Here is a 26,500-nt window from a genome sequence, read left to right as displayed (position 1 = left end):
TGTGCTTGTAAATTTGTTTGTTCACTCACTTTGATTTACCTTATCTTTTTAACTTTGTTTAATATGAATTTGCAAAATGGTCTTTTTGGTAGCAAGTAGACCACCTAAAACAAAATCAATGTATGAATGAGCAATATCAGTTGAGTCTCTATCAACTTGTTCATTTGGTGTAGGTAACATATACTTACTAGGTTTAAACTTAATTAGTTCTGAATTTAGTGGATAAATCAGTATTTGATGTTTTAACAAGTTTGAAGTTTCAATGTAAACATCTTCTCTATTATTAATAGCCTTAATAGTTTGAATTAGAACATCTTCCCATTTTTCACTATTTGATGCGGGAGCTTGTCCTACCACGTATGGCTTTACCAATTTCAATGAAGTTGCAGGATCAACTATTACCATCATGGGTGTAGAAAACTCATCGCCCAATTCTAACTTAGATAGTCCCGCCTCAATTTTTTCAAATATTTTTTCCATTTTATCTTTATCGCCACTTGCAACTTCTTCTTTTACTTGATGCGGCATATTAAGAAGTCCATACATATTAGGAAGTAACCGTTTTTGATTTTTTCCATCTTTTTGAATTGAAACAGTGCCGGTTAGTACAAAGTGGTTAATAAGTTTAATAATTTCGCTGCTTGCAAGTTTATAAGCTTGATTGAAAGGAAGTAGATTATTATTAATGTCGCCAATATATGAGTCTGAAGTGTAAAATTTTTCGGACGCTTGCTTTAAGTGTCTGAATTTATATTGTAGTTTTAAGTAATTAAGTCTTACCACTTCAGAACTAAATCCAATAGTTGAGATAGTATTAACCTCATTGGCAATTGTTGTAGGGTTGGCATTTAGAAATGCGTCCCACTTTACAGTTCTTTGGTAGCCCATTTGAAGATCAACATCCTCAATTTGTTCCGGTAAAAACCATTTATACATTATAGGATCCTTAACTTCGCCTATAATATTAGCTACAGCTTTTGCATAATAATTTTCATCAAATAATTCCATATTAAATCCTCCTAAATTTTAATTTGAGCTTTTAGCTCTATTTCCAAATACCGCTACTTTAATCAAATAAACATCATTACTAATTTGTTTTGAATCAGATAATGCTATTGCATTAACAGTCGCTTTATTCCCTCCAGAAACCTTTTCTAGAGCGCCGTCTTTATTGAAAACAAGTTTGTCTTTTGCTTTAGGTGTAGCATCTTTTGCTACCAAATACCCTTCAAAATTATTAGTAATTGGAATAATAGTAGCAGTTTTGCTAAATTCATCAATATCAGCGCATATTCCATACAGGTCTTCACCACCACCAGCCTCAACATAAGGCTCATAGTGAGGTTCATTTGCTTTTGCCTCTTGAATTACTCTTTTGACTCCACGCTTGTACGGATATCCTATAAATGGATGATTTTCGAGTTTGTCAAACTTACTAGTTCGAGTACCTCCAGAAGCAAAAAATTGTACATTTTTATCTCTAAACTCTAAAGAATTAGTAAGTAAACCAGAATCCTGTTGTGGATTTTTCATTAACTTTTCTAGTTTACTTCGTTTTTCTTGATACTCTTTTACTAATTGCGTTGTATCCGCCATTCACTTGCCTCCTTTTATTTTTTAGCCTTAACCACCAGCATCAGGCACTACTGTTTTCTCATAAGCTCTATTGCCAAAAATTGCAACTTTTACCAAATTAATAAAATAATCTTGCTTACGGTTTTCATCCTTAATCTCTTCTTCTGGTTTAAAATTGATTGTAAATGAATCAGAAAGTGCGTATGCATTAATATACGTTGGTGGCCCACCACCAGCCTTGATAATCACCCCGTCATTATTAATATCTAATATTTCCCCAGCTTTTATACTTGGATTTCTTGTAACAAGATATCCTTCAAAATTATTTGTAATTGGCAAAACGTATGCGGTGCAACTAAACTCACATACATCAACGCATATACCGTAAATATCAGCATCTGAACTAATCTCCACATATAAAGAATTCTCTTTTGGAACAAGTTTTACCCCACGCTTGTATGGAAAACTCTTTTCGGGGTCATAAAAATATTCTTCTATTTTGTCTGCATAACTTGAACAGGAAAATGTATATGCATCAACCAATTCATTTTTAGATCTAAAACAACCACTTGAACTTTCAAAAACCTTGTTCTCAATAGAACTGATTGATTTTGAATATTTTTTGAATTTCAAAAGAATGTCGTCAAGTTCTTTAACTGAGTATAAATAGGGATCTACCCCTTGTACATCATCAGCACTTCTTGCTTGACGTCGCGCTCTAGGAACAGCAGGTTGAACTTCTTCTAAGCCCAATTGTAAATTATCATCAACATCGGGTTCTGGAACTTGTCCTTTACCTTTTACAGTCATTTACTTATCCTTTTGCTCTATTCCCAAAAACGCTAGCAAGAATAATATATAAATCCTCAGTTAATTTATGTGCTTTTGATAGCGCTATAGCATTAATAGGTTTATTATTTCCACTAACTTTTTCAAGCTCCCCATGTTCACTAAAATTCAGCTTATCCCCAATGCTTATACTGCTTTGATTCTCTTTTTTACATACTAAATACCCTTCAAAATTATTTGTAATTGGAATTACAGTGGCTATGCCAGTGAACTCATCTATATCAACGCATATTCCGTATAAGTCTTCTCCACCACCAGCCTCAACTTCAAGCTCTGTTGTACCATCAGCACTAAAACTAAGCTTTACTCCGCGCTTGTATGGATAACCCTTAGCAGGATAATTTTCTATTTTGTCTTTACTACTAGTTCTAACTCCACCAGAATTGGCATAAATTAAGTTTTTATTTCTAAAATCAATAGAATTGCCAAGCAAATTTGCATCATGTTGGGGATTTTTCATTAATGCCTTAATTTCGGCAACTTTTTTATCAAACTCTTGTTTAATCTTCGTAATGTCACTCATTAAAAACTCCTTTACGCAATACTTGTTCTTTTATTTCTTTTCAAGTTTTCATAAAATTGCATTCGTCTTTGCTTGTAAGTATTACTTATAGCTTGTACAAATTCTGTAAAATTAATTGGAACAAAATTAGAATCAAGCAAACTTACTCGCTCTTCTGATTTAGCAACAATATTGCCTTTAATAGAATCAACAGAAGAAGAATTGCTGTTCGCATTTTTTCTTAACTTGATGTTGACTTTAGCTAAAGAAACTAGTTGTTCTAGTATCTCCCCATCAATATGGGTTATGTCTGCTACTTTAGAAATAGCTTTAATTTGCTCAATTGGAACAAACTTGCGAACAAGTTCTCTACGTTGCGCTTGCATAATGTCTTTTAGAGTGTATCCTTTTGCAAGTAGCACTTCTTTATTAAAATGATTGCTAAGATGTGCTTTTGCTAGCGTATCAATTTCATTTATACGATCTGCCTCTAGTAATAATTGCTTTTCAACACGCTCACGCTCTTCAACTTCTGCAAGTTCTTTTGTTATTCGCTCATTTATGCTTAAATCACGATTTATCTCTTTAGGTTTTGCATTATTTGCCTGTTCTTTAAGGCGCATATACTCTTCATATTCACCAGAACTTATAATCTTAGTATCAGATTTAACTTGCTGTTCTTCTTTAACTTGTACTTGCAAGTCTTCTTTTTCTTCATTTTCAATCACTTTTTAACTCCTTTTCTCAAAATGAGAATAACTTTTCTTTTAAAATAGCTAGCTCTTCGTTATTAAAGGCGCTGCTTTGTATAAGCTCGTTATATTTACTGTAAAGCTCAATTAGCTTAATATCTCTTTCTACCTTTTGATCTTCACTTAACATAATCAGTGAATTAAACCTCATATCAAGACCAAAATATTTAGTAAGTTTTAAATTACAAGAATTCTCAATTTGTTCTTGTACCCCTTTTAGAAAATCATAATAATTACTCCTATCGCCTTTACCATCATTTCCAAGTCCTTTAGCCTGCTCGTTAAAACTTCTAGTTAGAGGCTCCTTAGTATCAGCACCAATTTTTGCTTTAATTAATGCCAACGCTTCTTTTAAATAACTAAGATCGTACTTAACAACTTCTAAACTAGCGCTAGGGGTTGCGGTGTAAAACATCCCCTCATTATTAAGATTGCTTTTAAGCCTAGCAAGCTCATGTGCTAGTGAATCATTAAGACTGCGTAAATTAGAAATATCTTTATTATGATTATTTGTATTTTGTTTTCTTAAAAAAGAAGACAAAATGCTACTGCCTTTTTCATTATTGCTACTATTGGTTAGTGCGCTCAAAGAAGTTGTAGCACTAGAGAGCGCGTCTTGTAGTTGCACTAAAGATTCGTCTTTATAAAACAAAAAATTGTGGTTCTCAATGCGTTTTTCTATTTCAACGTATATTTTTTCAAACAAGTAAATATCTAACAAAAAACTTTCCGTATAACACGGAACATATCTTTTTAAGATATAATCGAAATTTTCATATATTATGAGTCGACTTTTGTGTATTTTAACTGCATCTAAAGAATTACCATTACTGTTGGCTTTTACTTTATAAGTTATATGATCAAAATCAACCCCTGAATCTCTTACAGATTCATGATCAAGGTATTCAAATCCAACAGGTAGCTCTATGTTAACAGGTTCTTCAAGGTCTAGCAGTGTGTCTTTGGTTTTTACTAAAACATATCCAATGCCATGAAAACGGTAGCTTATAATACAATTTAAAAGCGCATTCTTAAGCTGCACCTTTAATCTAGAAAGTTCTGCTTCACTAACATTGCTAGTAGTGCTTTCAAGAACAAGCCCGTTCTTGAGGCAGTCTTCTGCTACATTTTCTATGTAATTTCTAAAAAATATTGAATATCTATATAGTTCTAGTGAACTTATCTTATCTACTAGTTTTGCTTTTCTTAAATTACACATTTTTTACTTCTTATTCTTAATTTTCTTAATTAAATTATGTGTATAATAGCAAAAACTAATATTTTTGTCAATAAAATTTACAAAAATTTTTGGCTGCCAAAATGAATACTTCGCTCTTTATATCCTAAAGACAACATCAAATATGCAGCCGACATTGCGTCAAGTGCATCATCATGGGTTTTGTTATCCCCTTTATAAGCGTAAATATCATTAAATACAGAAGAACTGCTGTACTTTGCAATATAAAGTTTCTTGTAAGTAAACGGTGTGATTAACGATGTTATTCTACTAAATTTATTGGACTTTGGTTTAACCGGTACAATTCTAAAATAATGGCCCATATTGTTTCTAAGAGTCATATATTCACGAGTCAATGCCCCCGCACCTTTAGTATTGTCCCTATCTTCTAAGTAAAGTGTATTTACATTGAAATTTTCTAAAACAGTCTTGACCATATTCATAATATAAGGATCATTTACTGGTCTTTGGTCTTGAAATACAAATGCATAATATTTATCATCAACCCTCTCCATAACACATAAAGCAGTATTATCCCCGCCAACACTAAATGCTGGATCCAAATATGCTATAGGGCTGCTAAACACATAATCTTGGGTAATATTAATTTGTGTAAAAATTGAATCGGTGCTTGCTATCCATTCTCCTAGTAAAACTCTTGCCTTGTATGTTGGTATATCTTTATAGAGTTTCTCTTGAGTTTCGATAAATCCTTTACTAAGAAGTATATTATCGTAAGTTGTAAAATTATATGTTTTAAAAGTCGCTGTATTATCAATATAATCAGTTTTAAAATAGTGCTCTGGATGATCGGGATTAGTATCAAAAATAATAGTCTCTTGTCCGCATCTGAGTCTTTTTAGCACTTCTTCTAAAGTTTGTTTGTGCAAAGTAGTGGCCTCATTAACAAAAACAAGCGCTGAATTGCTTCCTCTAAACCTTTCAAAATCGCTTGCCTTATCTCCGCCATATAAATTAATACGAAGTGAATCTATCAGTATATATGAATTATTTGTGTGTCTTGGAATATAAGGAATTTTAAGAAGTTTACATATCTTCTCAAATTGCCCCAAAACATTAACTTCAACTGAGCGTTGAGAATTTCCTATAATGAAATTATTAGTATCACTAGAGTATAGCTTTTTATTTGCAATTAAACTTTTAATAAACAGATAACATGCAAGATATGTTTTACCACTAGCAATACCACCACTAAATATAATCTTCTTTTCATTGTTCTTTTGAATGCTTTTTATCACATTCTTTTGCTTTACGGTTAAATATTCTTCTTCAAACTGATCAAAATTGATTGAAGAGTTTGTTACCTTTACAAACTGCGATATATCAACTCCAAACTGATTTTTATATTGCTTTTGAAGTGTCGTAAAAAGTTTTGTTTGATATAAGTTCACTTGTGTCCTTTACTACTTTTGTAGTTACTTTTGCTCTCAACTTCATGAGCAGCAGCAAGCCTTTTCATACATTCATAGTAAAGCTCCATTTCCCTTATTGAGCACTCCTTTATTAGATCATCAAGTTCATCTTTTAAAGAATTAATTTCTTCAGTAATACATTTTGCATTTTTTTTGTTACATTGTTTATTTAAAGATTCAATTTTAAATCTTAAATCATCTATTTTTGATAGCATACTAGCAAGTTCAATACTAGAATATTGCTTAAATGCACGTATAAATCCCAATTCTAAATTGGAGCGCTCTAAATCTAATTCGCCCTTAGCTTTTTTAGCCGTAACTTCAGATTTAAAAGTTTGTGCTACAAGGTGTTCAAAAGTATCTTCACTAATTGTTACTCTAGAATCTTCGTTAACAGAAGTTTCCCCACTCGCCCATTTTTGTCTCATTCTCCATACATTTACTCTAGAAACTCCGAGTTTCGCTGCTATTTCTCCATCATTTAATGAGCCTTCTCTAAAATATGCAACATAATCATCAAAAGACCTTTTAACTCTTTTCAAAAGCATTACCCTAAAGTAACAAAATTAACAAATTGTTAATCTAAATAGTAAAGCAATTTAATAATTTATTAACATAAACTATTAATTTACTTATACATATTAGCTACTGATCTATATTTAGAATATTTATTAAATTTAAATACATAAAAATACAACTTATTTATCTTAAATCCTTTTAGATAAGTATGTTTTATTTTTAAAAGGAGCGTAAATCATGTCAAAAGCTTTTGACGAAAAATATTGTCATTCTTGTGGCAAACCAATTAAAAAAGACAATAAAATTCATATTTCTTATGATCAATCTAAAGACTGTAAATATATAGAAAAATATTATCATAAGGGAAGTCCTACTTGGATTTCCTATTTCGAGACTTCGGACACTGATGATTTCTTTGGTGATTTGAATCCAGGAAGTTTTTCTACTCTCTTTATAGGAGAAAATGATGAATGGAATAGTCTTAGTTTTAAAAATACAAAATATGACTCTTCATCTCCTTCAGCTTATAAGCACTTCGAATTGCGATACTTTTATACAGGCGATTATGGCAACAATCAATACCCAATGCTGATCGATACAGACATTACACAAATAAAAGTTAAATTATCTTTTGATAATGAACCAGAAAAAATTACAAAAGAATTCAATAAAGAAACTGAAAATGGAAACCCTATGTGGAATCTTAAAAAAAACGATTCACATTCTATCATAAGTGGAGAATTGATTACTGTTTATTTAAAAACTTCTGATCCAGGTATAGAAAATTTACTTCCAAAATTATTAAAACATAAAACTGTAACAATTATAATTGAGGTTCCTGAAAGTAAAGATCCTGACAAACTAACTAGATCTATGACTTTTGATCTTGATAATTTTCAAAGATTATACAATAAATATAATGCTTATTTCAAATAAGAAGACAAGACTGGTAATTAGTCTTGTCTTTGGTAATTTATGCTTATAAAACTATTTTTTATTCTTTTTTCTCTTCAGAACCTTTAAGCTCTTTTTCAATCTTTTTAAGTGCACCATCTATAACTTTAGTTGCCAATTCATTACTATCAGCACCTGTGTCGCCAGGATAACTTTCATTTAAACCTAATTTGTTAGCACACTGCCAAGCTTGCAATCCAACACCACCTTGGTTTTTAACTCTTGCGCCATCAGTTACTCCAATAGCAGCACCAACCTGTTCTTTATATTTTTCAAATTTACTTTTAGCCTCTTCTAAAGCTTTTTTTCTTTTTTCTATTTTTTCCTTTAAAGTTTTATCAAGATCATTTAATTCCTTTTCAAGTTTTTCTTTATCTTCTTTTTTATCTTTTAATTTTTCTTCTAATTCTTTTTTTAATTTTTTTATCTCTTCTTCATATTCATAATATGTTCCAAGAGTAGTTTTATCACCCGATTTATCTATCTTTTCCTTAAATCCTTTTATTTTGCCTTCAATTTCTTCTTTTAATTTTGAATCTTCATCAACACCTTGAGCTAGTTTCTTTTCATCTTGACCTTGCGGTCCATCAGCTTGCATTAATTCTCCAACTTTTGAAGAAACTTCTGAACCAAGCTTTTTTAAACCGCCAAACAACTCTTCTTTTTTTGCCTCTAAAAATCCCTCAACTTTTCCTTTTGCATTTTGTTCTAGATTTTTTAAATCTTCACTAATTACATAATTCTTGCAAGAAATTATCAGTGCAAAAACAACACAAACAATAAACATTTTTTTATTCATAATTATCCTCTCCTAAACCTTGAACTTCTATTTTAAATTCTTCTTAAGTTCTTCTAGTGATATTGCATATTCGGCAGTTCTATCTCCTAAATCTTCATCTTCTTCATCTTCTTCATTTTTAACAATTTTATCTCCTGAAAATGTAATATACTCAGAACCATTAATTTTCTCTATCTTTGTTATTATCTCCTTATTTTTGATACCATTTGCATCACTTTGTTCGTTCTTATATCCATAATACAAACTAGTTTTAAATAATCCGCCTTCAGTCATTGCTTTTACAAAGTTATTAATTTCTGCCTCTTCTAATGAAAAGAATGTAGATGAGTGTCCTCCTCCTTGATCAACATTGTTTAAACCCGCCTCAATGCCATTTTCTTCCTTTCTTATAACTAAAGTTCCTAAGTCTGTCCAATTACCACTACCAGCATCTTTATTTTTAATTTTTACAGTAAAATCTAGAAATTCTATTTTTTTAACTTTTGTCTCGCTATTACTTTGCACATCATATGAAATATGACTCTTGCAAGCAAACATCAATACAAAAATAGTACAAACAATAAACCTTTTATTATTCATAAAAACTCCATAAAACTAAGTATATCACAATCCCCATAATTACAATTTTTTACGGTTTTAAATAATTAATTTTGTTACATTTCGAATTACATAGTAACAAAACTCAAATGTAATTTTAATCAAACTTAGAAAATTTCTCCATTGCAAATGTCAAACTCATTACAGAAGACCACAAAACACATACAAATTAAATTTCAGAGTCTTTGCTATATATCACACAAAGTATACTATCTTTCTTGTGTGTACCCCTTAGAAATTGCCACTTCTGTTTATTAGAGCCACTCTACATTCCAAATTTCGCATGCAATGAGAAGCACCTAAATTTGACTAAAATTTTTAGTTTTTGGTAAAATACAAAATGTAATTTTTATCTATTTTTATTACTTTTACTTAATTTAAAAGTAACACTTTTAAGGAGTAGATTTTATGGACATCAATAATTATCTTAATTTAAATAACGGTGATACAGATTTTATCCTCAACCTACTAAAAAATTATCAAAATCTACTAAACGAAAATAAAATTCTTAAAAATTCTCTAAAAAATTCATCTAAAAGTAAAAAAGAAAATCTTAAACCCAGCCCTAAGTTTTATATAACTCCAAAAACTAAAAAACTAATTGAAAAATGTATTAAACAACTAAAACAAATTGATCCAATATCTGGGTGGTTCGTATATTTGCTTTTAATAACTGGGTGTAGGGGCACTGAACTTCAAAAAGTAAAAATGCAAGATATTACTACTCTGCCCAGCAAAACTGGTGAAATTCTTTACAATATAAAAGTAAATGTAGCAAAAAAACGAAGTATCACTTGTATTAGAGAAATTGTCATTGACGCTAACGATTTCATGGCTATTCAAACAGTACACAAAAATCATTTTGAAGATAAAAATCTTGATACAAGGCGTACTTATCTTTTCCAAAAAACCAAACACAAGTTTAAAGACAATCAAATTGACATTATACATATTTCTAAAAAATTTAAAAATCTTCTTAAAAAGTCCGGCTTCAAGGTAAATAAATCACTTCATTTATGTAGAAATTTATTTATTTCAAATTTAAAAGCCAATGGTTATAATTCTTTTCAAATTAAAGAACTTATGAAATACTCTTCAACCCATGAAATTGACAATATCTACGGACTATCTTCTGCAAACAAAATTCAAGCTTATAAATTTATCAAAAATAGTTTAAAGCTATAGTGCAACTACTTAAACTTAAAGATACGTTTTGAAGTTACCTTAAATTCTTTTCCACGAGGCTTTAAATCAAGAGAATCATATAATATCTCTTGTTCTTTCGTAGCAATAAAGTGAAATCCATTAACCCCCTTAATTTTAACTTCACTTATTTCAAATTCATTTGCGGTTCCAAAATAACGAGAAGTTTCATATCTTGCGCTACTTCTAATTCCGTAGTAATTAAGTATCATACAAGGATCTTTAATAAAACAATTACTCCTAATATATCCAAGTCCTAAAAATCTGTAATACGATGCATTTATATCAAAAACATTAAATTCAAGTTTCTTAAATAAACTTGTGTAGTAATGCAGACATAAGAAATAGCACCCCCACTTTTGTATCTCTGTGAGTAACCCATTATTACTTTGTTTTATTTTACTAATAATCATTGATCAACCTCCAATGTTAAATATTTTTTTAACTCTTTAGTATCCCCATTCAAAAGGGGACACTATTTGCATACGCTATATTGTTTGGTAAGAATATCTTATTACTTGTTGTTAAAAATTCAGTAAATCTATCTGATATTGCCCTTTTCTTAGGATCATAATTAAACACAAATTCTCTAAATCTGTAATTCATATGATGAATTAGTGGATATTTATCCAAAATATTATCAATTTTAATTTTGAGCAGATTTTTTATAGGTTTTTCTCTTTTTCTATTTTCATTTTGAATTTTATTTAACTCTGCTTTTAGCTTGTCAATCTCAATAAGATTCTCCTCAAGATTTATAGCAGCCTGCTCGGTTTTAATCTCAAGGTCTATACACTCAACATACTCTACAAATTCTTTTACCCAATCAAACTCAACTCCAGATTGATAAAAATCACTCTTTAATACCAACTCTTCAATCTCTTCAACAAGATTAATAAACGTTTCATTATCATGATCACTTGCGATTAATAAATTAATCCCATGGTTTTTAGCAATTTCGTTTCTTATATTGAAAACTTCACGTTCACATTTTTGAACAAATTCTAAAACTTTTGTTATTAAAGAGTCATTTCTTTGTATCTTACAATTAACTGGTGCAGCATCTATCAAGAAGAATAAATTACAATACTCAAGTCCGGTACATGCTAATTGTATTTGTGCTTGCACATAATATTTGAAAAAATACTTACTACTTAAGAAATTGCCATTTTTATTGTACTCCGCTATAGCGCCACTCATATAATTAGAGTCACTACTCTTAATCTCTAAAAGTTCTTTATTACCTTCCTTATTTATAAACCAGCCATCAATTGTTGAGCCTACTAAATTTTCTGAACCATTTATTTTTTTGGAATAATTATATTTATCAACACCATTGGCATATTTGTTTTTGTATAGTACATCAATATCATCACCATGTGCCTTAACAAATTCTCTAAATCCTAAATTTTCTAACTCTTTGCCCTTGAGCATATACAAATTCTCTTCAAAAGGTATCCTCATGCCAAAATATTTAAGCACTCTATTTATCATTAAGTCTTTAAGACCAGCTCCACCAATTAGAACAGTACCCACTTCACTAGCACCGTATTTATCAAGCTTGTTTCTTTGCACGCTAAAATCAAGATTTCTATTAAATCTAAAACATTCCTGACTACTTATTCCTGGTAATTTTTTGCCTATTTTACTTAATTTACTTTTTTCTTTAACAACAATATTTGATTTTTCTTCAAACACTTCACATCCAATAAAACTTTGTTGATCAAAATTCATCATTTTAGATACTCCATTATTTTGCATATCTTGATTATTAAAATTATTATTTGTTGAAACTTCTGTCATTTTAAGTTTCCTCCTGTTTTATGATTAATAATAATCATATAGCAAAAACTATTTTTGACAATTTTTTTACAAAAATTTTTGCAAAAAAGAAGTGGGACTTAACGAAATTCTTTTATATTCTTTTATTAGAAAATCTGTTAAGTCCCAACCCAATCGGATTAATTTTGATTTTTGCAACATTTTTAGCTATATATATTATATGGCAAAAACTGTTTTTGTCAACTTTTTCTTAAAAAGGTGGGACTTGACCAAATTATCTTATTAGAAAATCGGTTAAGTCCCACTAAAATGTCAATACTAAAAAATCAAAAGAATAATTTCATGCTTAAACCCGAAATCAGCAGACATTCGGAAAAATACACATAAAATATAATCTGTAAATAGATTATATAACAAAAATTGTTTTTGTCAAGTTTTTTAAAAAAAATTTAAAGCTTAACTAATTCTCTTATTAGAAAAATCAGTTAAGCCAACACCAAAAGGCTGAAAACGTAAAAAATTCAGAAAAAATATAATTAATATAATTTATAATAAAAAATATCAAAAAACTGTTTTTATTAATTTCTTAACGAAAAATTCAGTGTGACCGCCAATTTGAAATTAAAATAAATTTAGATTTTTACAAAACAAAAACTTATTTAAGTTCTTTTGTTAAAAAGTTCAAATAAGTTTTAATTTAGAATAGATCAAAAATAAAATGTTATTTTCTAATAATGTTCATCAGTATAATGATATAATACTTTGAAAAGTCAAAGTATATAATTTTTCATTATTTGCCGACTTGTATATACTGTATTAAAAATGAATGTATAAACGGTCCAAAAATTGCTGCTGCGATTATCAAAAAATGTACCATTCTGTTCCCCATGCTAAGTTTTAAATGCAAATTCTTTACTTCATTTTCAATCTTATTAGTAAGTTCATTTTTAAAAAATCTATTTTGGTATTTAAATTTTTTTCTACATTATCTATTTTAGCATTTAAAATAAATAAATCTTTTTGCAAATTTTTTTCTACATTATCTATCTTAGTATTAAGTTCGTTTTTAACAGAATCTATCTTAACATCTAAATTAGATATATCTTTTCGTAAATTCTTCTCTACATTATCTATCTTAGTATTAAGTTCGTTTTTAACAGAATCTATCTTAACATCTAAATTAGATATATCTTTTCGTAAATTTTTTCTACATCAATTATTTTCTCTTTTAAAAATTCAAAGCTGTAATTATCATTATGAAGAAAAACAAAATCTATTGCCTCTTCACTAAATCCTATATTTAAAAATTCATTTTTTATACTTTCTATATTATATGTTCTGTGCACTAAATTATTCATAAAATCTCCGTATTATCCTTTTAATTGTTTATACTTCTTTAAAAGTTTATTAATCAAATCTTTTTGATTTTCAAAAATCTCATGCATCATAAAACTTGTAAATTTGGCATTGCTTTTATAAAAATCGTAACTTTCTTTAGTTTTAAGTTGAAATCTTAACGGCTTTATCGGATTTTGTTTAGATTTTTTTATTGTTTCATTTGTTTTACTCTTAATGTATCTTATGGAGGCCCTTATTCCATTACTAGTGATAAAATTCTCTTCTAATAATCCTGCCTCAACTGCGGTAGCCAACTTTATATATTCATAAGATTGTGTCTTTGCTAATCTAAAATCTGATAAAAAATCGTTAAAATATTTATATCCTCCTTCTAAATAAAGCTTCTTGTCATTTATTTTTTTAAGGATTTTCATGGTATCAATAATATTATATATTTCTGATTTAATGTTATTTTTTAATTGCGTAATTAATTGTTCAAATTCTTCTTTTCTTTGATTTTCATTACTTTGATCAAGAATGTAATTTAAATTATTTTCTGAAATTCTTTTATTAATTTTTAAGTTAATATTTTTTTTATCCATATTTACTCCTTTATGCTCAACAAGTTCGTCACGCTGAACTTGTTGAGTTTGTTGATTTTTATAATTTCCCTAAAAAAGTTTCCAATATTTTTTTATACTCAATAATATAATCTTTTGAAAAATCAAATTTTTCATTACACCCTATTCTTTTATTTAAATCCTCTCTTTCACTTATACACCCTAAAAACCCGTTTTTCATACTTACTATTTCCATTAATTGTTTATGGGTAACATTTTTTTTAAATCTTGTTATAACGATAAATACTGGTATTCCGGCCACTTCTTTTATAAATTTCCTCAATGTTTCAAATCCTTCAACTGCCCACTTTTCTGCCGTCATTGGAGATATTACATAATGACTACTAATTAGAGAAATCTTTAGTGTAAAATTCCTTTTAGGATTAGTATCAAGTATCACATAATCATAATTATTAATTATGGAATTTAATTTTGTTTTCAATGAAAATTCGATAGGTAAATGACGATTATCATAATAATAATCCCCATTTAATTCATCAACTGTTATGTAACTAGGTATTAACGCTAGATTATTATCAACATTAATAATACTTTTATTGATATCCATATTATCTTTTATAACATTTCCTATATTTATCTGAGAAACATTAAAATTTTTTATTTCTAATTCATTATAATAATAGCTCGTAGCAGCAGCTTGATCATCTGTATCAATTAGGAGTACTTTGTGCTTCTGTGACAATAAATTTGCAAGTATTATTGCGGTTGTACTTTTGCCAACACCCCCTTTGAGACTTGCAATTGTTATTATTTTAGGTTTTTTATTATCCATTTCGTAAGTGGTCCTTGTTCGGGGTATTTTTTCCCATAAAATTCATATACTTGTTTTTCTAAATCTGTAAACATACTAAATAATATTTTGTTGTAATGATTATTCATTCTTTCTTTATATAATAAGCGGTATAATCCCTTAAAATAAAAGAAAACGCTGCCTGCTTTAAATCTAACTTCCATATAATATGCCCTTGCAAATCCATAAGATTTTCTAGTTCCGTTTACTTCATACTTTACAAAAGCCTTTTTAATTGGTTTTCTAAATCCGTAAAAAATTCCCAAAAATTTGTCCCCTTCTTTGGGGAGGTATAAGTGGGTTTCTTGAACAATTCTTTCTCCATTATGCAAGGCCCTTAATGATACTCGAAATTCATGTTTCTTCTCATAAACTCCAAATTTGTATAAATCCATCATTATTGATGTATGATACATTGCTTTACCATTTTCTTTCTCAATTAAAATAAATCTATCTTTATTTTTGCACTCAACTTTACATTTACCCTTTTTTATTGGCTCAGGTGCAGTTTCCATATTCAATCCTTATATAACCCTTTTGCTAAATTCTTTTGGTGTTAAAGAATTTCTTGTTATCTCTAATAAATCATTATAATACGTGTTAAATACTTTATTGTATTCTAATTTCTTTTTGCTATTTAAATAATCTTTTATAATTGGCTTTAAAACTTCAATTTCTTTCACATTTTCTAGCCGCTCGATAAGAATATTGAAAATGTTTATCTTTATATGCTCGTAATTTTTTTGTGGGTTTTCTTTTTTCAATTCAATTGATTTTTCTAATTTGAGCTTTATTTTGCTTAAATCATTGTATTTATGATATTCAATAATAAAATGCGGCTTATTTTTGTAAATTTCATATATTTTTTTAAATTCTGTTTCAAGTTGTTCAGGATTATATCCATTTTTTTCCAATTTTCTTTGAGTATTGTTTAAAGTTTCTTTCAATTTGTTTTGCTTTTCTTTGAAAGAATTTTTGTTAAAATGTATATTTTTATGTTTTGTTGTTTTAATTTCAAATCTTTTTAAAGCTTTAATTATTTCAATTTTTTTATCTTTACTAATATCTAAGTTTAATAAAATTAGAAGAAATTCTTTATTTTTAAAGTTACATTTATTGTAATAGCTTATTACTTGAAACTTTTCTATCTTTTTATTTCTTTCTTCTTTTATATTATTATTTTTATTACTTAAACACCCCCCCAAATTTACACTCCCCCTTAAAGGGGATTTGTCCAAATAGTGGTTTTCAACTCTTTTTTTAAATCTTGAGTGTTTTTTTTCTTCAAAGAATTTGTTTATCTTAAAGTAACACTCTTTTTTGGGATAAATAAGTTTATAGTAAATTTCAGTGCCAAAATTTACCCCCAGGTGTTTGTGGTAATTTGATGTAACTTTTATTTCTTTTTCTAATTTATAAAGATATTTTTGCAATGTTTTTAGCGTAACAGTATCTTGACCATTTTTTTTAAGATTTTTATTAAAGTAATATAGTATATTTTTTTGGGTATATTTTGGATATTTTATGTTTACGTAGTCTAGTGTTGAAATAAGAACAATTAATTTGCGTTGATGTTTGTTGTGGCAATTTGTGCTTTTTTTATTGGTTGAAACTTCTATCATAAGTTTTCTCCTGTTTTATGATTAATAATAATTAATAATATAATGCATAATTTTGATTTAAAAGTAAAGACTTTTCTAAAAAATATTAAATTTAATTATTAATTTTGTTAATTAAATGCACTTTTTGTAATTTAAAGAAAATAATTTGATTTTAAGTTTAAGTTAGACTATACTACAAGTATCGTAGTGAAACATATTCATGTGTTTTCCTACCTGTTATATGATAATTTCCAAAGAATAAGAATATAGTGGGAACTTAACGAGATTCTTTAACAAGAGAGTTTCGTTAAGTCCCACTTCTTTTTACAAAAATTTTTGTAAAAAAATTGTCAAAAATAGTTTTTGCTATATGATTATTATTAATCATAAAACAGGAGGAAACTTAAAATGACAGAAGTTTCAACAAATAATAATTTTAATAATCAAGATATGCAAAATAATATACAAGCAGAAATAGACTTCAAAAAAGATATGCACACCCTAATTATAAATTTATCAGGGATTGATAAAAATCTTCAGGGATATGGTTATAAGTATCAGAATTATAACGAAATAGCTAAAGAAATTAAAAACGTTATTAAAAATCATAATTTAGATATTTGTTTATGGCAATATCCAACTTCTAAATATGTAGATGGTCAAAAGGAGCACGTTATTAGGACTACATTTTTCAGCAGAAGTACTAGATATGAATTTTCTTTTGATACACCAATGTTTACAGAAAATTTACAATTCAATGATAATGATGATGAAAATAGTACTAAAGTTACAAATACAGTGTATCATCGATTTGGCTCAGCTATTACTTATACCAAAAGGTATGCGTTAGCTTCATTTCTCATGGTAGAAAGTGAAATGGATACTGATGCAGACCCTAATTACAATAATTATGAAAACAAAAATTATATGCCTAACAAGCAAGTTAGTTTTAATCGAAAGCAAGAACAAAAACAAGAGAGATATTACAATCAAAGAAAAGACAATAATTCTGAACAAAAAAACAATACTATTCAAAACCAGAAAAAAGATATTAATCTAGAGCAAAGAAACGGCAGCAATCAAAATCAGATAAAACCGTGGTTTTATCGTTATGGAATTTTTAAAGAAGCGTTGTCTAACATAAAAAATTGGGTAAATGACCCCGAAATAAAAGATAATATAAACTCAATTATTCAAAAAATAAATTTTCTTCAGAATATAGACCCTAACAATATTGATGATATCAATAAAATTCAAGACGATTTAGCCGAGTATATCAAGGGTAGTGATTTTAAGAGCCCAAACTATTGGTCGGAGATTATAAAAGACTATTTCAAGAAAAATAATAGATTAAATGATTTAAAAGATTTTGATAACTTTATGAAGTATAAGAAGACTAATTATGGCAACAGCCTGTTATTATTCTTTGTCGCGTTAAAAGAAGATAAACAATTTGATTATATTTTTGCAGCATAGCAGTATGTTTAAAGCCCCCAATAAGGGGGCTAGTATATTATTAATTGTTGCAGTTACTGGTTACATTATCTTTATTAAAATTATTTATATCACCGTTTTTAAAGAACTCTTTAACCAAAGTTTTAAAAGTACTTTTCTGTTCATCAGCATTCTGTTTTCCCGTACATTTATCAAGTTCTGTTTTTATATGATCAAGCGCTGATTTTATTTTATCCTCATTATTTTCTAAAAATTTATCAAATTCTCCATCATCAGTTAAAGCGGTTTTTAACCAATCAAGGTGTGTTTTTTGATCTTCAGTTAGCTTTTCTCTAAGAAGTTCTTCTGGATCTTTTGGTTTTTCTTGTTGTTCGCTTATATCACGTTTTTTCCTGCTTTTTACTTCTTGAGTATTATTTTTATTATTTTTCTTAAAAGCGTCGTTATTATTAGAATTACAGCCATTTAGCATAATAAAAAATAAACAAAATAATACATTGATAATTTTCATTTTTATCTCCTTTTTCTCCTCAGTACAATACATTAAGTAACAAAAAAGTTTATTCTTGTAAGTATAGATCTTGTTTTTAGAAATATTGATATCTATAAGGAGTAATTAAAAATGATAAATTATGTGTCGAGGATTTTTTGTAATTTCTATTTGAAAAATTTAGTAATTAGCGATAGAACAACAGTCGTTATTATAGATATAGCAATAGGGACTACTACTATTGCCGCAATAGTTATTATTCTGTTGCTTACCTTTAGTTTTTCTGATAATAATTGATTGTTAATATCCATTTTTTCTAATAAAACTTGATTGTTAATTTGAATCTCTTTTTTAAGATCTTGTGCCAAATTAGACATATCTTGTTTTAAATTCTTTTCTACAGTATCAATCTTAGTATCTAAATTTTCTATCTTAGTATTTAAATTTTCTATCTTGGTATTTAAACCGTCTATTTTGGCATTAAATTCATTTTTTATACCATCTATTTTAGTCTCTAAATTCTTTTCTACGAAATCGATTTTAGTATTAAGTTCACTTTTAACACTATCTATCTTAGTATCTAAATTTTTCTCTACACTATCAATCTTAGAAGCAAGATTATCAAACTTTATCCCAAATTGTTTTTCTAAATTTTCTAAATCTCTATATGTAAGTTCATTGTGATAATATCTTTTAGATAAATCTTGTGCTATTAGTTGTTCCATCCCTAGTCTAATAAACTCATTATATATTTGTTCTTCACTTACACTTACATTGTTTGATAGCGCTGGTTTCATAATAATTTCCCTTTACAGCCATATTATACACTATTTTAATTAGCTTTAAATATTTTTATATATGAATTATGAGTTCTTGCAAGAACACTCTTTTTGTAATTTACATTTTTAACTGGGAATACTGATTATAGACTTTTTTTGCTATGGGTTTTGTTTTTTTGATGTACTCTAAAAGTAGTTTGATATTATATTTTATCGAAGTTATTGAGTGTTCGTCTTTTAGTGTTGATAAATCCGGATAAGTATATTCTGGATAATTTGGGTCATTAACTTTAGATTTTGTTTTAGATAAAAATGTTACTAGGTACATAGCATAATCTGATAGTTGTGCCTCATATTTAGCTAAAGATTCTAGTGTTTGAATAATTGGTGGCTTTGGTTCTCCAGGTAGGCTAGCAATAGTAGTGCAGCATAGTAGCAAAATAATCAAAAGGGGGTTTACTAGCTTAAGCATTTTCACTCCTTTTAAGAATGTTGATATATTCCCGCATAATCTTATTGCGTTTTGCTTTTAATGAAGAGATAATTTTCTTATTTTTACTACTAGAAATAGCCTCTATTATCTCAATATTGCATTTTAATATGTCTTGTATTTCTGCAAATATTCTCATTGATTCGGCTGTTTCCATAGATTTTAGTGTTTCAATATATGTTTTGTAGAAAAAATCTATTACCCTACTAAAAGTATTAATGTAGTTTTCATCTATGTTTGTAGTATTTTTAGCTATATTAGTTAAGTTAGATAGTAAATTAAGTCCTAAACCAACAGTGTCATTTTGCATTATTTATCCCTTCTTGGTAGATAGGTTTTCCTTCCTTATTGAATTTGAGCTTATTAGATATTTTTAGATTTTTTTCATCAGAATTAACTAGATCAATACACCTGTTGATTTTCTCATTAATTGGAGCTAGTGTTTTAGCTATTGTTGGAGTTAATGCATTCTCAAGTCTTTCCATATTTGCTTTATAGATTAATTTGTAATGAGAATACAGCTCATAAACCAAAAAGAATCCTTTATGAGCAATCTCATCAAATTCATCTTCAAATTTAGAAAATATTTCAATAAGGTTTGATATGGACGTAAGTCCAAGCTCAAGATTATCTTTAGATAATTTCATAAATTAATCCCGTTTTTTAATATGATTGTTGCCATTTCCATTTCCATTGCCATTTCTAAAAATCTTGCCTATTACTATAGATAATATGTCTTTTAGTAAAGGTTTTAGAAGAATTAGCACTCCTAGAACTAGTACAGTGACAAAAATCATTACGGCTATAAGTTTAATTTCGTTTAAATTAATAAGAAGTTCAGTTATTTTAATATCCATTTTTAATCCTTCATTTTAATTTTTTTTGATATATACATTATATACCAAAATTATAATTTTTGCTAAAAAGTTTACAGTTTTAAAAGAACAGGAACTGACCCCAATCTTTTTTGGATATACCATCCTTTGTATATAGGGAATCTAGTAGATAATGCACGGGGTCCTTCATGATAGTAAGCCTTTTTTGTTTGAGCTTCATCGCTATACTTTAAATATAGCCATTTACTGCTATCATCTGTATAGTGTTCTACCTGAATCTGAATATCAAGGTAAACAGGATCATTATCATTATATTTATAAAAGATAAGAGTTGCTTCACTATTGATGTCCAAATCAATAATTATTGATTTATTTTTATATTCGCTTGGATAAATTGTATTGTAAGCAAATCCCCCATAGGTAAAATCGGATGGTATGCCGAGTAATTGTTTGGGAACTGGAGTTTTTTGAATAGTGCTTGAAGACATTATCAAAAGATCGTCACTTCTAGATAGAGTAGCAGATGATATGCTATCTGTAAGGCGAGATTTAATTTTACTAAAAAGATTAGAAAGCTTGTCAGAATCATTGCCAATTAGTTTGTCTAATGTTTTAGCATAAATTTTTTCTACAAAGCTTGTATCAGCGGCAAGTTCTTCAGCGATTGTAGATTTAATTATCTCTTTAAAATAATCAAGTCCTTCACCTTTAAATGTTTTGTCTTTAGCAGTTTCTAAGAACTTTTTAAAAGTAATAGCATTGCAACTTGCAACTCCATCATCAAGCAGTAAAAGATCATCATTGTTAACAACACCTACCTTATTTAAATCTTTTATTTGAACAGTTTCTTGTTCATCAATTAGTAATTTTTCTTGATCATCAGCCATTAAGCCCCCTTAATTATTAAAAGTGATAATATTTTCACCATCTTTATTATTAATTTTAAGAACTCTACCAATAGGAATAATCCTTTTTATGAAAGCATAAATTGAATGATCATATCCTTTAGGAAGAGAGTTGAATACTAAAGCCTTTTTAGATGCAGCATATCCATCTTTTTTTTCTCTAATTAATATCTTTCTAAGCGGGTTTCCTTTTGCAGTGCTAGGGGAAATAAATGTAATAAAATTTGTTTTTATTGTCCCTTTTAGTGAGATATCAATAACACCGGCTTCTGGTGTATTAACTGTAATATCTACATTTAAAAACGCCTTGAAAATCAGTCTAAACGATTCATCAGTGCCAATATGGCGTAAAGCAAAAATAACGCTGTTGATGTTGGTTGTAATACTTTGTAAAGTTTGAGTTTTTGCATAGAAAATTGATAAGACTTGAGATAGCCATATGGCAATATATCTTGATTTTACATTTTCTTTTGCACTAATGGATATAAAGTTAGAATTCATGAATTTAAGTTCATTAAGCAGTGTTTGTGCGTATTCCAATTCTGTACGTATAAATTTGTGAACTTCAGTGTTTTGTAAAAAATTAGGTATTTTCATAATTTTCAAGTATCAATGCCAATAAGTAGTCGTTCAGTTGTATTGAAAATCAGCATTGTATCATCAGTAATGGTAATATCTTGATTTGTTTGAAAATCGCTATCACTGATTTTTGAAATACTTTCAGTGTCTGTATCTTTAACACAAGCTTTTATTTCCATAAACTTAATCCCTTTTACTTCATTAACGGGCGCAAAAAAGTCTTGATACTCAAAGCTAATTCCCATATCAGAATAGTTATTTGAAATAATCCTAGAGTATATGTTTCTAATTTGAGAGTCTATGTTTAAGTAGAGATAGTTTTTAAGGTCAAGTTTATATTTTACTTTCATATAAACATATTTTCTTTTTCCAAGTGATATTTTATAAGATTTTCGTTGTCCAGTTGGGTTGAGTCCATCAATTTCTATATCACCCTCAAGTAAAGTGCCACTAGGAGTTGTAAGATACAATGTTTCCCAAAGTTTTGCTTTAAATTCTGAATTATTAATAGTAGTTTTACCAGCGTCTAGTAAATCTTCTTTCAAAATTAGGTATATATTAGCTTTACCAGCGGAACTTTTAATGTTTGCGTACTCTACCCCATAAAGATTAAGTAAAGCAGCTCTAACTGCACTGTAAGTTGCGCTTTTAGAAGAAATGTGTTCTTCAATTGCAGACCAATAGCTACCACCGGGTTTCATTTTAGAAAAAAAGAGATTAAGTTCATTAATTACTTCTTCTTCAATCAATGCTAAAGAAGATGCAATCATGTTGTAAATCGAGCTATTACTATCATCAATGTTAATCCCATAATTTATCCGTAAGTATTCTCTTTTTGCCCGTACTATATCCTTAATTGTACGCTTTAGAATGCCAAAATCAGAATCAAAAACAATGCTCATAAATTAAACTCCATATTCAAAATATCTCCGGAGAATAAAAAGGATATATGTGCCTTGCGATCTTTTACAGCAGTCGAAATATTTATTATATCTAAGTTAAGTTCTTTAGATATTTCATGAAAATAGTTTTTTACAGCTTGAAGATTGTTAATTTTTAATAGTTTCAAAAGCAAGAAGTAGTCTAGTCCCCAATTAGGAGCATAGCTTAGACTTCCCTTTAATGTTTTTAAGAATAAAAACAGTTTTTGTTTTTGCTCGTCAATTCCATCAACAATTGATACATCGTTATTAAATACCAATTTAAAATCATTACTAATTCTTAAATCCATACTAATAATTATACCATATTTAGCAAAAATTACTTAAACAAACTGTTGATATTAGCAGAAATTCTAGAGGTCACCGCTTGTAATGCTGGATAGTTAATAGTTGTTTTTTCGTCTCCTATGATAGTTATACCGTTGATAGCGCTAATAATACTATCTAGAATTTCTTTTAAGCTAGTTGTTTGGTTAGCTATTTCAATTCTACTATTTGCTTTTATCTTAACAGTATCAGAAATTAAATTTAAAGTTTTTGGACTAATTGCGCTAAGTATGTAAAAATGATGTTTGTCAAAATGAATATCATCATTTTTATCAAAAATGTTAATGCTTGATTGAAGTAGTATAACAGTATCACCTTTTGATAATTCAAAACTGATATTAGAAATATTTTTTGTTTGAATTTCTAAGTTTTCAAATTCTGGTATTATAACTACAGCCTCTTGTGTTTGCTGTTTAAACTCCTTTACAGTACCAATTCGAGTTATGAAAATATTTGAATAAATCCAATTTTTTACGTCTTCTTGTGTTAATGTATTTCCATAAATGCGCTTGTTCATTTTGTAAATTATATGCTCTAAGTCCATTTTACCCCCCTTATTATCTCATTGGTGCAAAATTAGAGGCGTCATATAGCTTAAGTGTTAATGAACATTCTCCTGTATTGCTAAGTCCCGCGCTTGTCTCTAATATGGTGTTTTTTATAATGTTTCCTAGTCCGTCTATAAATGAAACTTTATCACCAACTCTTAGTTTATGTGTATAAAATATTTTAGCGTTCCAATATATACGCCTTGTCTTAAATTCAGGTTCAATATCAACTTCTTGTTGTGGTATAAATTCAAGTCCATAATCTTCTAATGCCTCATAGTGAATATCTTCACTCTCTTGATTGTAATTAGTAAATATAAAGTTGCATTCAATTTCGTAATCATGATAGCCAGCATCAGTTATTACGTTATGAACGTATTTTCCTTTTATTATTTTTTCAATAAACTCTTTTGGTGTTGAGGCATAAATATTTTTGTCGATTACTTTAAGTTTATCTTTATCATTCATGTTAATGATATTGCGATTAGGAAATACAGACTCTATCGCATCTTGCACCGTCATGCCCTTAAAGTTTTTACCCACTTTCCCCTCTTTGTCCTTCAATTTGCGATTGAAGAAGTTGCTATTAGTTAATAATTTAACTTCAAGCTCGACACTAAAATCTCCACCAGGATAATCAGTGCTCATGGGGTGCTCTAAAGTGCCTGCCATTATGAAATCAAATTTTTTTCATAAGCAAATTTCTTATAATATATTTTTACAATATCTCCGAATTTAATGTGGTCTGTAAAGTCTAGTGGCAAGTTCCACAGAACAATTTTTGCTTGTTTGGAACTTACAGTATTTAAGTCTTCTGATAATCTATTAAATATGGAAATATCAACATGAATTCCGCCTTGTGTATTGATTATAATTTTAGGAATTTTTTTCGGAAAAGGAGTTCCATCAGTTGATTTTTTTGATTCATCTACATCATAAAACTCAATTTTAAAATCATAACTTAGTAACACTGTTTTAAAATCGTGATTTACTAACATATATTATCCTTTATATTTTTCTAATGTAAACGTTTTCACTACTTCCATTGATAGACTAACTTCAACTTCATCAATGAAGGGAGTGTCCTTAAACGAAAGATTTGTAATTATAGCTAATTCTTTAAATCCAAAAGTTGGACTGTAGATAGTAAAAGGAACTTGAGCTTGCAGTCTATTGGCCAGTTGTTCTTTTACAAGGTGGGCGTCAAAACGGAGTAAAGAATTGCCAAAAACAGTCTTTTTGAGTGGTGAAAGCATTTCTTTGTATAGAGAAGTCAGTACTCCACCGTTTAATGAAATATGTTCTCCAGTCATTACGGGGTTGTAGCTTACATATTCCGCTTTTCTATCATAATAGTTTATAACCGGGCGTTTAGAGCAACTGGTATTGTAAGTCCGTGTTATAAGTTCTGTTTTTGGCTTTATAAAAAACAATTGTGGCACATATCCAAACCCTTTAAAATCTGGTCTTGGAAATAGCAATAAAAAGTTATCTGCTCCAAAAAGAGCAAATAGTTGAATTGTTATATCTCTTATTAATTGACTATTCTCCGGGGATAGCTTTTTCCCTTCTTCTTTCTTTTCTTCATTGGCAATGTCTATAGAACTGCCTTTCTCTGCAGGAGATATTGTTTTTTTATTAATAATTTTTTTGTTGTTAATAGCCATAAGTAATTACCTTTTTAGAAAATTATGGAGTAGTGTTTTCCGTATCTTCATGTGCGGCTTTAGGAGGCCCACCAGTGTTGTCTTTAGGAGGGGTAGGATTGTCTTGAAAAAACCCTCCAATATACGGCAACTTGGCAAAAAGACTTTTCAGTCCCTTAAAAAAAGGTTGAATAACATGTGTTTGAAAAGAAAAGTTCTCAAAGTATTTAATAACCGTATTGATGAATTTAAGTATTGGATCCAAAACAGTGGTGGTTAAGTTTGAAAGAGTTTGCTCAGCTGAGGCCAAATTGCTATCAATCTCTTCTTTTGTATCGGCTTTTTTTGTAAGGCCAAAAGATTTAAAATCATTAAACATTTCAACCATCTTGGTAATTCTAGATTCTAAATCTACTTCAGCTCCGCTTTGCCAAGCTTTTTTAGCATCTTCTATATATTTATCGCCAACTCCCGACTTTTTCAGTAGATCAAAAAGCTCATCTCCTTCTCCACTAAGGAGACTATTAACAGCTTTTACAGCATCTTCACCGCTCATGGCGCCGCTAGATTTAAGCATGGCTGAAAACTCTACTGCTTTTTTCAAATTATTCAGATTTAGCATATCTAAGTCTCTTAGAGTACCCTTAAAGATACTTGCTTGATTTAAAAACTCTTCTTTTTCTAAATCGCGCTCGAATCCTTTCATACCACTAAGAATTCCCCCTTACCGTTAACCCCCATAATCGCATTCCGTTCTTTATCTGTAAAAAACGCACTGTTGAGAAGTTTTGTTTTATTCGTTTGGATGTTTCTTCAGCTGCTTTTTTAGCAAATCCTAAAATTCCGCCTGCTGCTTTACCCATAGCATTGCTAATAATATTTCCTAGGGCGCTACCTATAGCAATTTTGGCAACAAGTCCTTTCCCTTGAGA

The 26,500-nt window shown here is 28.8% G+C and carries 31 protein-coding genes and 3 pseudogenes; 3 read left to right on the top strand and 31 right to left on the bottom strand.

Translation table 11 applies throughout. The annotated features are described in order from the left end of the window. Window positions 1-48 precede the first annotated feature (48 nt). From QIA27_RS06540 to QIA27_RS06505, 8 genes are all read right to left on the bottom strand, one after another. On the bottom strand, window positions 49-1,008 hold the full coding sequence (locus QIA27_RS06540) for a hypothetical protein (RefSeq protein ID WP_418885618.1): 960 nt from the start codon (window positions 1,006-1,008) through the stop codon (window positions 49-51). Between the two features lie 18 nt (window positions 1,009-1,026). Beyond that, complete coding sequence (locus tag QIA27_RS06535; RefSeq protein WP_418885617.1) at window positions 1,027-1,596, bottom strand: DUF228 domain-containing protein; 570 nt, start codon at window positions 1,594-1,596, stop codon at window positions 1,027-1,029. Between the two features lie 27 nt (window positions 1,597-1,623). Next, a complete protein-coding gene (locus tag QIA27_RS06530; protein ID WP_418906385.1) occupies window positions 1,624-2,385 on the bottom strand; it encodes a DUF228 domain-containing protein in 762 nt (253 codons plus the stop codon). Window positions 2,386-2,389: 4 nt separating this feature from the next. Then, window positions 2,390-2,947 (bottom strand): DUF228 domain-containing protein, encoded by a 558-nt coding sequence (locus QIA27_RS06525; RefSeq protein WP_418885652.1) that lies wholly within the window; start codon window positions 2,945-2,947, stop codon window positions 2,390-2,392. 11 nt (window positions 2,948-2,958) lie between these two features. Beyond that, the gene (locus QIA27_RS06520; protein WP_418885693.1) at window positions 2,959-3,654 is read right to left on the bottom strand and encodes a DUF1357 family protein; all 696 of its coding nucleotides are present in this window, start codon (window positions 3,652-3,654) and stop codon (window positions 2,959-2,961) included. Between the two features lie 16 nt (window positions 3,655-3,670). After that, window positions 3,671-4,897, bottom strand: a complete 1,227-nt coding sequence (locus QIA27_RS06515) for a phage portal protein (RefSeq protein ID WP_418885692.1) — start codon at window positions 4,895-4,897, stop codon at window positions 3,671-3,673. Between the two features lie 77 nt (window positions 4,898-4,974). Beyond that, on the bottom strand, window positions 4,975-6,327 hold the full coding sequence (locus QIA27_RS06510) for a PBSX family phage terminase large subunit (protein ID WP_418885720.1): 1,353 nt from the start codon (window positions 6,325-6,327) through the stop codon (window positions 4,975-4,977). After that, window positions 6,324-6,890, bottom strand: a complete 567-nt coding sequence (locus QIA27_RS06505; protein ID WP_418885667.1) for a DUF603 domain-containing protein — start codon at window positions 6,888-6,890, stop codon at window positions 6,324-6,326. Before QIA27_RS06505 ends, QIA27_RS06510 begins: the two co-directional genes overlap by 4 nt. A 214-nt stretch (window positions 6,891-7,104) precedes the next feature. Here QIA27_RS06505 and QIA27_RS06500 point away from each other — a divergent pair, with 214 nt between their 5' ends. Further along, on the top strand, window positions 7,105-7,803 hold the full coding sequence (locus QIA27_RS06500; protein ID WP_418885649.1) for a hypothetical protein: 699 nt from the start codon (window positions 7,105-7,107) through the stop codon (window positions 7,801-7,803). Window positions 7,804-7,861: 58 nt separating this feature from the next. Here the strand turns inward: QIA27_RS06500 and QIA27_RS06495 are convergent, their stop codons facing one another. Both QIA27_RS06495 and QIA27_RS06490 read right to left on the bottom strand, forming a co-directional pair. Further along, a complete protein-coding gene (locus QIA27_RS06495; protein WP_418885648.1) occupies window positions 7,862-8,620 on the bottom strand; it encodes a hypothetical protein in 759 nt (252 codons plus the stop codon). Between the two features lie 27 nt (window positions 8,621-8,647). After that, a complete protein-coding gene (locus tag QIA27_RS06490) occupies window positions 8,648-9,199 on the bottom strand; it encodes an Erp family outer-surface lipoprotein (protein WP_418906426.1) in 552 nt (183 codons plus the stop codon). A gap of 426 nt (window positions 9,200-9,625) precedes the next feature. Between QIA27_RS06490 and QIA27_RS06485 the strand changes: the two genes are divergently transcribed. After that, window positions 9,626-10,402, top strand: a complete 777-nt coding sequence (locus QIA27_RS06485; protein WP_418906425.1) for a site-specific integrase — start codon at window positions 9,626-9,628, stop codon at window positions 10,400-10,402. A 5-nt stretch (window positions 10,403-10,407) separates the two neighbouring features. Here QIA27_RS06485 and QIA27_RS06480 read toward each other — a convergent pair whose 3' ends face one another. The 7 genes and pseudogenes from QIA27_RS06480 to QIA27_RS06450 all read right to left on the bottom strand — a co-directional run bounded on the left by QIA27_RS06480 (window position 10,408) and on the right by QIA27_RS06450 (window position 16,593). Next, window positions 10,408-10,833 carry a DUF261 domain-containing protein gene (locus tag QIA27_RS06480; protein WP_418885746.1) on the bottom strand — a complete coding sequence of 142 codons (426 nt, stop codon included), beginning with the start codon at window positions 10,831-10,833 and terminating at the stop codon, window positions 10,408-10,410. Window positions 10,834-10,882: 49 nt separating this feature from the next. Beyond that, entirely contained in the window at window positions 10,883-12,181 is a 1,299-nt protein-coding gene (locus QIA27_RS06475; protein ID WP_418906427.1) for a DUF244 domain-containing protein, read from the bottom strand. A gap of 811 nt (window positions 12,182-12,992) precedes the next feature. Continuing rightward, window positions 12,993-13,560 (bottom strand): annotated as a pseudogene (gene bdr, locus QIA27_RS06470) (Bdr family repetitive protein). A 12-nt stretch (window positions 13,561-13,572) separates the two neighbouring features. After that, window positions 13,573-14,142, bottom strand: a complete 570-nt coding sequence (locus QIA27_RS06465) for a chromosome replication/partitioning protein (protein WP_418885743.1) — start codon at window positions 14,140-14,142, stop codon at window positions 13,573-13,575. A 58-nt stretch (window positions 14,143-14,200) separates the two neighbouring features. Continuing rightward, on the bottom strand, window positions 14,201-14,953 hold the full coding sequence (locus QIA27_RS06460; RefSeq protein ID WP_418885742.1) for a ParA family protein: 753 nt from the start codon (window positions 14,951-14,953) through the stop codon (window positions 14,201-14,203). Further along, on the bottom strand, window positions 14,929-15,486 hold the full coding sequence (locus QIA27_RS06455; protein WP_418906424.1) for a DUF226 domain-containing protein: 558 nt from the start codon (window positions 15,484-15,486) through the stop codon (window positions 14,929-14,931). Before QIA27_RS06455 ends, QIA27_RS06460 begins: the two co-directional genes overlap by 25 nt. 9 nt (window positions 15,487-15,495) lie before the next feature. Continuing rightward, on the bottom strand, window positions 15,496-16,593 hold the full coding sequence (locus QIA27_RS06450) for a plasmid maintenance protein (RefSeq protein ID WP_418906423.1): 1,098 nt from the start codon (window positions 16,591-16,593) through the stop codon (window positions 15,496-15,498). A gap of 387 nt (window positions 16,594-16,980) precedes the next feature. On the opposite strand from QIA27_RS06450, the gene QIA27_RS06445 reads away from it, so the two are divergent. Beyond that, window positions 16,981-18,048, top strand: a complete 1,068-nt coding sequence (locus tag QIA27_RS06445; RefSeq protein WP_418906422.1) for an ERF family protein — start codon at window positions 16,981-16,983, stop codon at window positions 18,046-18,048. 40 nt (window positions 18,049-18,088) lie between these two features. On the opposite strand, the gene QIA27_RS06440 is transcribed toward QIA27_RS06445, so the two are convergent. The 14 genes and pseudogenes from QIA27_RS06440 to QIA27_RS06375 all read right to left on the bottom strand — a co-directional run. Continuing rightward, window positions 18,089-18,538: an Mlp family lipoprotein gene (locus QIA27_RS06440; RefSeq protein ID WP_418906421.1), complete on the bottom strand. Its 450-nt coding sequence runs from the start codon at window positions 18,536-18,538 to the stop codon at window positions 18,089-18,091. 146 nt (window positions 18,539-18,684) lie between these two features. After that, window positions 18,685-19,314 (bottom strand): Bdr family repetitive protein, encoded by a 630-nt coding sequence (gene bdr, locus QIA27_RS06435; RefSeq protein WP_418906420.1) that lies wholly within the window; start codon window positions 19,312-19,314, stop codon window positions 18,685-18,687. A 100-nt stretch (window positions 19,315-19,414) separates the two neighbouring features. Further along, complete coding sequence (locus QIA27_RS06430) at window positions 19,415-19,768, bottom strand: BBA14 family lipoprotein (RefSeq protein ID WP_418885681.1); 354 nt, start codon at window positions 19,766-19,768, stop codon at window positions 19,415-19,417. Next, the gene (locus tag QIA27_RS06425) at window positions 19,761-20,096 is read right to left on the bottom strand and encodes a BlyB family putative holin accessory protein (RefSeq protein WP_418885638.1); all 336 of its coding nucleotides are present in this window, start codon (window positions 20,094-20,096) and stop codon (window positions 19,761-19,763) included. The genes QIA27_RS06430 and QIA27_RS06425 overlap by 8 nt, the downstream gene beginning before the upstream one ends. After that, window positions 20,086-20,433 carry a BlyB family putative holin accessory protein gene (locus QIA27_RS06420; RefSeq protein ID WP_418906419.1) on the bottom strand — a complete coding sequence of 116 codons (348 nt, stop codon included), beginning with the start codon at window positions 20,431-20,433 and terminating at the stop codon, window positions 20,086-20,088. The genes QIA27_RS06425 and QIA27_RS06420 overlap by 11 nt, the downstream gene beginning before the upstream one ends. Before the next feature lie 3 nt (window positions 20,434-20,436). Next, window positions 20,437-20,643 carry a BlyA family holin gene (locus tag QIA27_RS06415; protein ID WP_418906331.1) on the bottom strand — a complete coding sequence of 69 codons (207 nt, stop codon included), beginning with the start codon at window positions 20,641-20,643 and terminating at the stop codon, window positions 20,437-20,439. A gap of 71 nt (window positions 20,644-20,714) precedes the next feature. Continuing rightward, window positions 20,715-21,509: a DUF685 domain-containing protein gene (locus tag QIA27_RS06410; protein ID WP_418906418.1), complete on the bottom strand. Its 795-nt coding sequence runs from the start codon at window positions 21,507-21,509 to the stop codon at window positions 20,715-20,717. 9 nt (window positions 21,510-21,518) lie between these two features. Continuing rightward, entirely contained in the window at window positions 21,519-22,124 is a 606-nt protein-coding gene (locus tag QIA27_RS06405; RefSeq protein ID WP_418906329.1) for a DUF735 family protein, read from the bottom strand. Window positions 22,125-22,129: 5 nt separating this feature from the next. Next, window positions 22,130-23,008 (bottom strand): DUF276 domain-containing protein, encoded by an 879-nt coding sequence (locus tag QIA27_RS06400; protein WP_418906328.1) that lies wholly within the window; start codon window positions 23,006-23,008, stop codon window positions 22,130-22,132. After that, window positions 23,005-23,337, bottom strand: a complete 333-nt coding sequence (locus QIA27_RS06395; protein ID WP_418906327.1) for a contractile injection system sheath initiator — start codon at window positions 23,335-23,337, stop codon at window positions 23,005-23,007. The genes QIA27_RS06400 and QIA27_RS06395 overlap by 4 nt, the downstream gene beginning before the upstream one ends. Window positions 23,338-23,366: 29 nt before the next feature. Next, window positions 23,367-23,918 (bottom strand): DUF777 family protein, encoded by a 552-nt coding sequence (locus QIA27_RS06390; protein WP_418906417.1) that lies wholly within the window; start codon window positions 23,916-23,918, stop codon window positions 23,367-23,369. A gap of 13 nt (window positions 23,919-23,931) precedes the next feature. Continuing rightward, a pseudogene (locus QIA27_RS06385) lies at window positions 23,932-24,920 on the bottom strand (DUF693 family protein). A 3-nt stretch (window positions 24,921-24,923) separates the two neighbouring features. Further along, a complete protein-coding gene (locus tag QIA27_RS06380; RefSeq protein ID WP_418906416.1) occupies window positions 24,924-25,589 on the bottom strand; it encodes a DUF792 family protein in 666 nt (221 codons plus the stop codon). Window positions 25,590-25,611: 22 nt separating this feature from the next. Further along, window positions 25,612-26,500 (bottom strand): annotated as a pseudogene (locus QIA27_RS06375) (DUF759 family protein); the annotation flags it as partial.

The organism is [Borrelia] tanukii (assembly GCF_030439725.2).
GTDB lineage: Bacteria > Spirochaetota > Spirochaetia > Borreliales > Borreliaceae > Borreliella > Borreliella tanukii.
The sequence above is the reverse complement of the archived record's forward strand: the minus strand, read 5'-3'. Positions and strand labels throughout refer to the sequence as shown.

What these genes read in the sequence shown, in the direction of transcription:
- QIA27_RS06400 (WP_418906328.1), bottom strand. Translation starts at nt 23,008, where the DNA reads ATGAGCATTGTTTTTGATTCTGATTTTGGCATTCTAAAGCGTACAATT.
- QIA27_RS06455 (WP_418906424.1), bottom strand. Translation starts at nt 15,486, where the DNA reads ATGGAAACTGCACCTGAGCCAATAAAAAAGGGTAAATGTAAAGTTGAG.
- QIA27_RS06465 (WP_418885743.1), bottom strand. Translation starts at nt 14,142, where the DNA reads ATGGATAAAAAAAATATTAACTTAAAAATTAATAAAAGAATTTCAGAA.
- QIA27_RS06460 (WP_418885742.1), bottom strand. Translation starts at nt 14,953, where the DNA reads ATGGATAATAAAAAACCTAAAATAATAACAATTGCAAGTCTCAAAGGG.
- QIA27_RS06420 (WP_418906419.1), bottom strand. Translation starts at nt 20,433, where the DNA reads ATGAAATTATCTAAAGATAATCTTGAGCTTGGACTTACGTCCATATCA.
- QIA27_RS06450 (WP_418906423.1), bottom strand. Translation starts at nt 16,593, where the DNA reads ATGATAGAAGTTTCAACCAATAAAAAAAGCACAAATTGCCACAACAAA.
- QIA27_RS06490 (WP_418906426.1), bottom strand. Translation starts at nt 9,199, where the DNA reads ATGAATAATAAAAGGTTTATTGTTTGTACTATTTTTGTATTGATGTTT.
- QIA27_RS06405 (WP_418906329.1), bottom strand. Translation starts at nt 22,124, where the DNA reads ATGAAAATACCTAATTTTTTACAAAACACTGAAGTTCACAAATTTATA.
- QIA27_RS06415 (WP_418906331.1), bottom strand. Translation starts at nt 20,643, where the DNA reads ATGGATATTAAAATAACTGAACTTCTTATTAATTTAAACGAAATTAAA.
- QIA27_RS06535 (WP_418885617.1), bottom strand. Translation starts at nt 1,596, where the DNA reads ATGGCGGATACAACGCAATTAGTAAAAGAGTATCAAGAAAAACGAAGT.
- QIA27_RS06390 (WP_418906417.1), bottom strand. Translation starts at nt 23,918, where the DNA reads ATGGACTTAGAGCATATAATTTACAAAATGAACAAGCGCATTTATGGA.
- QIA27_RS06485 (WP_418906425.1), top strand. Translation starts at nt 9,626, where the DNA reads ATGGACATCAATAATTATCTTAATTTAAATAACGGTGATACAGATTTT.
- QIA27_RS06395 (WP_418906327.1), bottom strand. Translation starts at nt 23,337, where the DNA reads ATGGATTTAAGAATTAGTAATGATTTTAAATTGGTATTTAATAACGAT.
- QIA27_RS06515 (WP_418885692.1), bottom strand. Translation starts at nt 4,897, where the DNA reads ATGTGTAATTTAAGAAAAGCAAAACTAGTAGATAAGATAAGTTCACTA.
- QIA27_RS06430 (WP_418885681.1), bottom strand. Translation starts at nt 19,768, where the DNA reads ATGCTTAAGCTAGTAAACCCCCTTTTGATTATTTTGCTACTATGCTGC.
- QIA27_RS06530 (WP_418906385.1), bottom strand. Translation starts at nt 2,385, where the DNA reads ATGACTGTAAAAGGTAAAGGACAAGTTCCAGAACCCGATGTTGATGAT.
- bdr (WP_418906420.1), bottom strand. Translation starts at nt 19,314, where the DNA reads ATGAAACCAGCGCTATCAAACAATGTAAGTGTAAGTGAAGAACAAATA.
- QIA27_RS06500 (WP_418885649.1), top strand. Translation starts at nt 7,105, where the DNA reads ATGTCAAAAGCTTTTGACGAAAAATATTGTCATTCTTGTGGCAAACCA.
- QIA27_RS06480 (WP_418885746.1), bottom strand. Translation starts at nt 10,833, where the DNA reads ATGATTATTAGTAAAATAAAACAAAGTAATAATGGGTTACTCACAGAG.
- QIA27_RS06525 (WP_418885652.1), bottom strand. Translation starts at nt 2,947, where the DNA reads ATGAGTGACATTACGAAGATTAAACAAGAGTTTGATAAAAAAGTTGCC.
- QIA27_RS06425 (WP_418885638.1), bottom strand. Translation starts at nt 20,096, where the DNA reads ATGCAAAATGACACTGTTGGTTTAGGACTTAATTTACTATCTAACTTA.
- QIA27_RS06440 (WP_418906421.1), bottom strand. Translation starts at nt 18,538, where the DNA reads ATGAAAATTATCAATGTATTATTTTGTTTATTTTTTATTATGCTAAAT.
- QIA27_RS06475 (WP_418906427.1), bottom strand. Translation starts at nt 12,181, where the DNA reads ATGCAAAATAATGGAGTATCTAAAATGATGAATTTTGATCAACAAAGT.
- QIA27_RS06410 (WP_418906418.1), bottom strand. Translation starts at nt 21,509, where the DNA reads ATGGCTGATGATCAAGAAAAATTACTAATTGATGAACAAGAAACTGTT.
- QIA27_RS06540 (WP_418885618.1), bottom strand. Translation starts at nt 1,008, where the DNA reads ATGGAATTATTTGATGAAAATTATTATGCAAAAGCTGTAGCTAATATT.
- QIA27_RS06495 (WP_418885648.1), bottom strand. Translation starts at nt 8,620, where the DNA reads ATGAATAAAAAAATGTTTATTGTTTGTGTTGTTTTTGCACTGATAATT.
- QIA27_RS06445 (WP_418906422.1), top strand. Translation starts at nt 16,981, where the DNA reads ATGACAGAAGTTTCAACAAATAATAATTTTAATAATCAAGATATGCAA.
- QIA27_RS06380 (WP_418906416.1), bottom strand. Translation starts at nt 25,589, where the DNA reads ATGGCTATTAACAACAAAAAAATTATTAATAAAAAAACAATATCTCCT.